The organism is Marinagarivorans sp., from assembly GCF_982758155.1.
Genome location: NZ_CEXWTU010000332.1, coordinates 1 through 4,013, shown reverse-complemented (window position 1 = coordinate 4,013; position 4,013 = coordinate 1). Strand labels below are relative to the sequence as shown.

The window sequence follows — 4,013 nt, the reverse complement described above, 5'->3', positions numbered from 1 at the left end:
AGCTCGTTAAACAAGCCAACACCTTTTTAGATCGCGCCCGCAAGCGCTACGGCGGCTCACAAGAAATTGAAGCTCAAGCACTCATGGTCGAAACGCAACTGGCCGTTAGCCTTGGTAACAAAGACAAAGCAAAAACGATAGCCGATAAAGCCACCAAACTTTACAAAAATGTTCGCGCGCCATCGGTAAGTGCCAGCTTAGAGTTCGCTCGCACACTCTACGCCATGGATGACGAAGAACAAGCCCGCGCCATTTTAACGTCCGTTGCCGCCAGCAACCCTAAAGACGCAAAACTGCTTCGTATTATTGACGGCATTACCGGCGAGCCCATTAGTGATGAAGGTAAAGGCCAAGCCGCCAAACTCACCAAGTCAGGCATTAGCGCTTACGACGAAAAAGATTTTGAAGCCGCCATTGAAGTCTTTAACCAAGCCCTTGCCACCTACCCTAAACATATCGGCCTGAACCTCAACCTGGTGCAAGCAGTAACGGCATTTGATGAGGAGAAAGGAGCGACCCACCAACACGAAAAAATATGCCGCCGCTGCTTGCGCGCCATAGGTGATTTGAAATCTGACCACAAACAATTCAAACGCTATGCCTACATTCAGAAGCAGCTCAGCAAGCTGTACCCCGATTTACTCGGCAGCGTTTAGGCCATACCGAATAGCGCTATACACGCGCTGCGCGAAAAAGAATGGGCACTCAGCTATTTGGCAGCCCGACAAATAGTGTCCGCCTGCGTGTTTAACCTAAAAACGCAGTTGGACTATCAAAGTCTACGCACCTTTTTCAGCAGTAGCTTTTAGGCCTTAAGGGGCGAATACGCCATTATTCCTCCAAAGCCTTCTCTAGATTTTTACCTTTCTGCTGAAGTAACCCTTCAACCTTTTTAGCCTTATCCAACGCATCTAGTTGGTACTGCGGAATCACCCCTGTGGGCTCGGGTTGCTCCCCACAGCCGGACAATACGATAACAACACAAAAAACACCTGCACATTTATATTTCATACGACAGCCTCAGCAAATAAACAAAAATGGGAATTATAGCCTCTGGGTTAAAATTCAAAACGCAAGTGCCACAACCTTACCTATACTTCAAGATACAGCCAAAGACAAATAATTCAAAAAGACACTCAACAACTGAGCCTCTATGTTTACCACATTATTCCAAGAATTCCGCCACTCCGTATTTACACTGCTGCATTTTTTTCACCGAGTCAAAATCAAGCTCATGCTCAAATTTCTGGGCTACGCTGGTAGCGTTTTTACCTTCGGGGTTATTGGCATCAGTATCTTTGAGCTACATAACAACCCAGCCTTTCAGCATATTGGCGATGTTATTTATTACGTCATTAGTACCATGTCTACCGTGGGCTTTGGAGACAAAACCTGCATCACCACTGGTGGGCGAATCATCACCGTGATCATGATATTAATGTCACTAGGGTTAATCGCTTTATTTTCAGCCTTAATGGCCGCACTGTTTATTGAAACAAAGCTAAGAGAGGAGATGGGAATGAACCCAATCAAAACTAAAAATCATATTTTAATTATTGGCTGGAATATGAAGGGACGAAAAATCATTGAGCGACTTCATAGCGACCCACTCTACAAAGGCACCGAGGTCGTGATTATAGCCAATCTAGACAACAAACCCATTGAAGACGACGCCGTCTTTTTTGTTCGCTATAAAAACCTACTGGACACGCAGATGCTACTAAGAGCATCAACCGATACAGCACAAAAAATTATTATTTTAGCGGATTACGAACAAAAGTTTGGCGCCGATGCATACACAACAACTCATTGTATGCTGGCAAGAAAGGTAAATCCCGACGCGCAACTGGTGGTCGAGATGCTAAATGTTCATGCCCGTGAATATTTTGAAATTGCAGGCGCAGATGACATTATTAGTGTCGGGGAGCTAGGCGGACTGATGATAACCGAAGCCTGCCTAGGGAGTAACTCAGATATTTTAGCAACGCTAAACAAACTAAAAACAGGGGCCAAATAGCCCGAACAAAACAATGTTTTATTCGGGCTGGGCTACACTACTCTTTAAATTTACCCTGCAAAACCTTTTTAAAGAAGGCGCCTTGCTCTGTTGGCTCAAAGTCCCAGTTTTTAATCATGGTTGGAGACCACTCGGGGTCAAACGCCCAAACCGTCCATGAAATACCCTTTTTAGCTAAGTACTTCACAATATTCGGGCCGTAGGTGTGATCATTATTGATTGTGGGGACATGAGCGCCGTGCTCATTTTCATTGGCCCAACCGATTTCAGTAGCGATCATCGGCGCTTTATCAGCAACAAAGCCCCAATGCTCTTCCCACAAACGGAAAAATTCCTCACGCGATGGATCTTCCGGTTTTGCTTTTTGCGGATAAGGATGCGCCGCATAGGCTATATTGTCACGCTCGAAAGGCTGCTTGCGAACAGGCGTTAAATCATAAGCCCAATTAAAACCGGCAACCAAAGGAATAACCTGTTTGTCATAGGCTTGCACCAAGTCAATCATCGCTTCAACTTGCGTCTTCCACTGCGCCCACGTAATAGTGCCTAAACTGTAATCGCCATTACCAATATAGTTATGCGTCGGCTCATTAAAAAGTTCGTAAACCGCAACCGCAGCCACTCCCTTATAACGAAACGCTGTTTTTTGCCAAAAATCTAGCGTTTGCTGAAAGTCCGTTACATACATGGGGTGCTGGTACAAACCGGAATGCAAATTGCCAATTGAATGCCAATCAATAATTAAATACAGACCCAGTTCGTTGGCCCACACTACAGCCTCATCAAGCCAAACATAATATTGACCAGGCCCCTGCTTTGCCCAAGCGGCGGGATGAATCGGTAAGCGCACAGTATTCGCCCCCCATCGCTTAACCTCTTCAAAGAGTGCTTTGTTCCACTTCCCCTCTCGGGACAGTTTATCCGGGTCGGCAACATTAACGCCCTTAAAAAGAAAAACACGCCCCTTATCATCAACAAACTGATTGCCTTTGATGGTTATCGCACTTTGTTTTTCCGTTAAAAGCTCACTATTAAAAGGCTTTGGGTACCCCCCCTGCCACCAATTCTCATTAACATCAGCCGAAGCAACAGATGCCAGTAATAAACTGACAATTATGATGATCCTCATACTATTTCCTCATTATTTTTCAGCCACTAGCTTAATGATAGCCGCGTCCTTTCAGCAAGGCTCAGTAACTGATCATAAATAGCAGACCCATAAAATGGGATACCGTCGAATGCGGTTTGAAAGTACGAAGAATAGCCGGTTTCTGTACGCTCTCAGCCCAACCCACCAGGCATAGAACACCGTATTCTATATATGAAAAATACATTCATACATTTGTACGAATCAATAAAGACATTAGCGACAAAAAAATGTCATTAATGACTTTATTGTTTGCAAGACTGATTACTATGTCGTTTTTTTTGGCACACTGCACCATCGATAGATTTTAAGCACCGCCGGTCTATAGATATTCAACACGACAAAATAATATGAAAAATAATGCTCGTGTTTACCTTTTAAACGCACCGTTAATCGAAACCTTACTGTGTTTAGCCTGCCGTTAGTATTAAATGTTTTAAACCCAGTAGAAAGCCATACTAATGGCTATGCTCAATAAACACTATGATAGAGAGCAACCCTAACGTTGCATAAGGTTTTGAGTTCAGGAGCTTTTAGAGTGGTATTCATAGCTTTGAACGGAGATTTTTCTGGATTGATACTAGTCACTCTAGATGAGATCCAGAGAAATTGAGTACGACGCTAGAAATACTGCTATAGAAGCAGCGAAGCGATACTGGGCCAAAAGTTAATGCAACGTTAGGGTCTATTACCCGCCGGCATTAAGGGGCGTGCACGGAATAAGTTGCTGGAATTTGGGTTTGTGGGTGCTTGCTTGGCGAGGCGAAAATATGACGCAATAGCCGGCTATTGCAAATATTTTTAACGAAGGCAAGCGTGCACCTAGGAATTCAAAAACGGGAAGTTATT

The 4,013-nt window shown here is 44.2% G+C and carries 4 protein-coding genes; 2 read left to right on the top strand and 2 right to left on the bottom strand.

Features of this window, described 5'->3' with window-relative positions; all coding sequences use genetic code 11:
* The coding region (locus tag AC3A8L_RS20405) for a tetratricopeptide repeat protein (RefSeq protein ID WP_487964114.1) at positions 1–656 on the top strand (656 nt) is incomplete at its 5' end.
* A gap of 175 nt (positions 657–831) precedes the next feature.
* Here the strand turns inward: AC3A8L_RS20405 and AC3A8L_RS20400 are convergent.
* Positions 832–1,011, bottom strand: coding sequence for a hypothetical protein (locus tag AC3A8L_RS20400; protein WP_487964113.1), 180 nt, complete (start codon positions 1,009–1,011; stop codon positions 832–834).
* Between the two features lie 142 nt (positions 1,012–1,153).
* Here AC3A8L_RS20400 and AC3A8L_RS20395 point away from each other — a divergent pair, with 142 nt between their 5' ends.
* Positions 1,154–2,017 carry an ion channel gene (locus AC3A8L_RS20395; RefSeq protein WP_487964112.1) on the top strand — a complete coding sequence of 288 codons (864 nt, stop codon included), beginning with the start codon at positions 1,154–1,156 and terminating at the stop codon, positions 2,015–2,017.
* Positions 2,018–2,054: 37 nt separating this feature from the next.
* Here the strand turns inward: AC3A8L_RS20395 and AC3A8L_RS20390 are convergent, their stop codons facing one another.
* Complete coding sequence (locus tag AC3A8L_RS20390; protein ID WP_487964111.1) at positions 2,055–3,146, bottom strand: glycoside hydrolase family 5 protein; 1,092 nt, start codon at positions 3,144–3,146, stop codon at positions 2,055–2,057.
* Positions 3,147–4,013 lie beyond the last annotated feature (867 nt).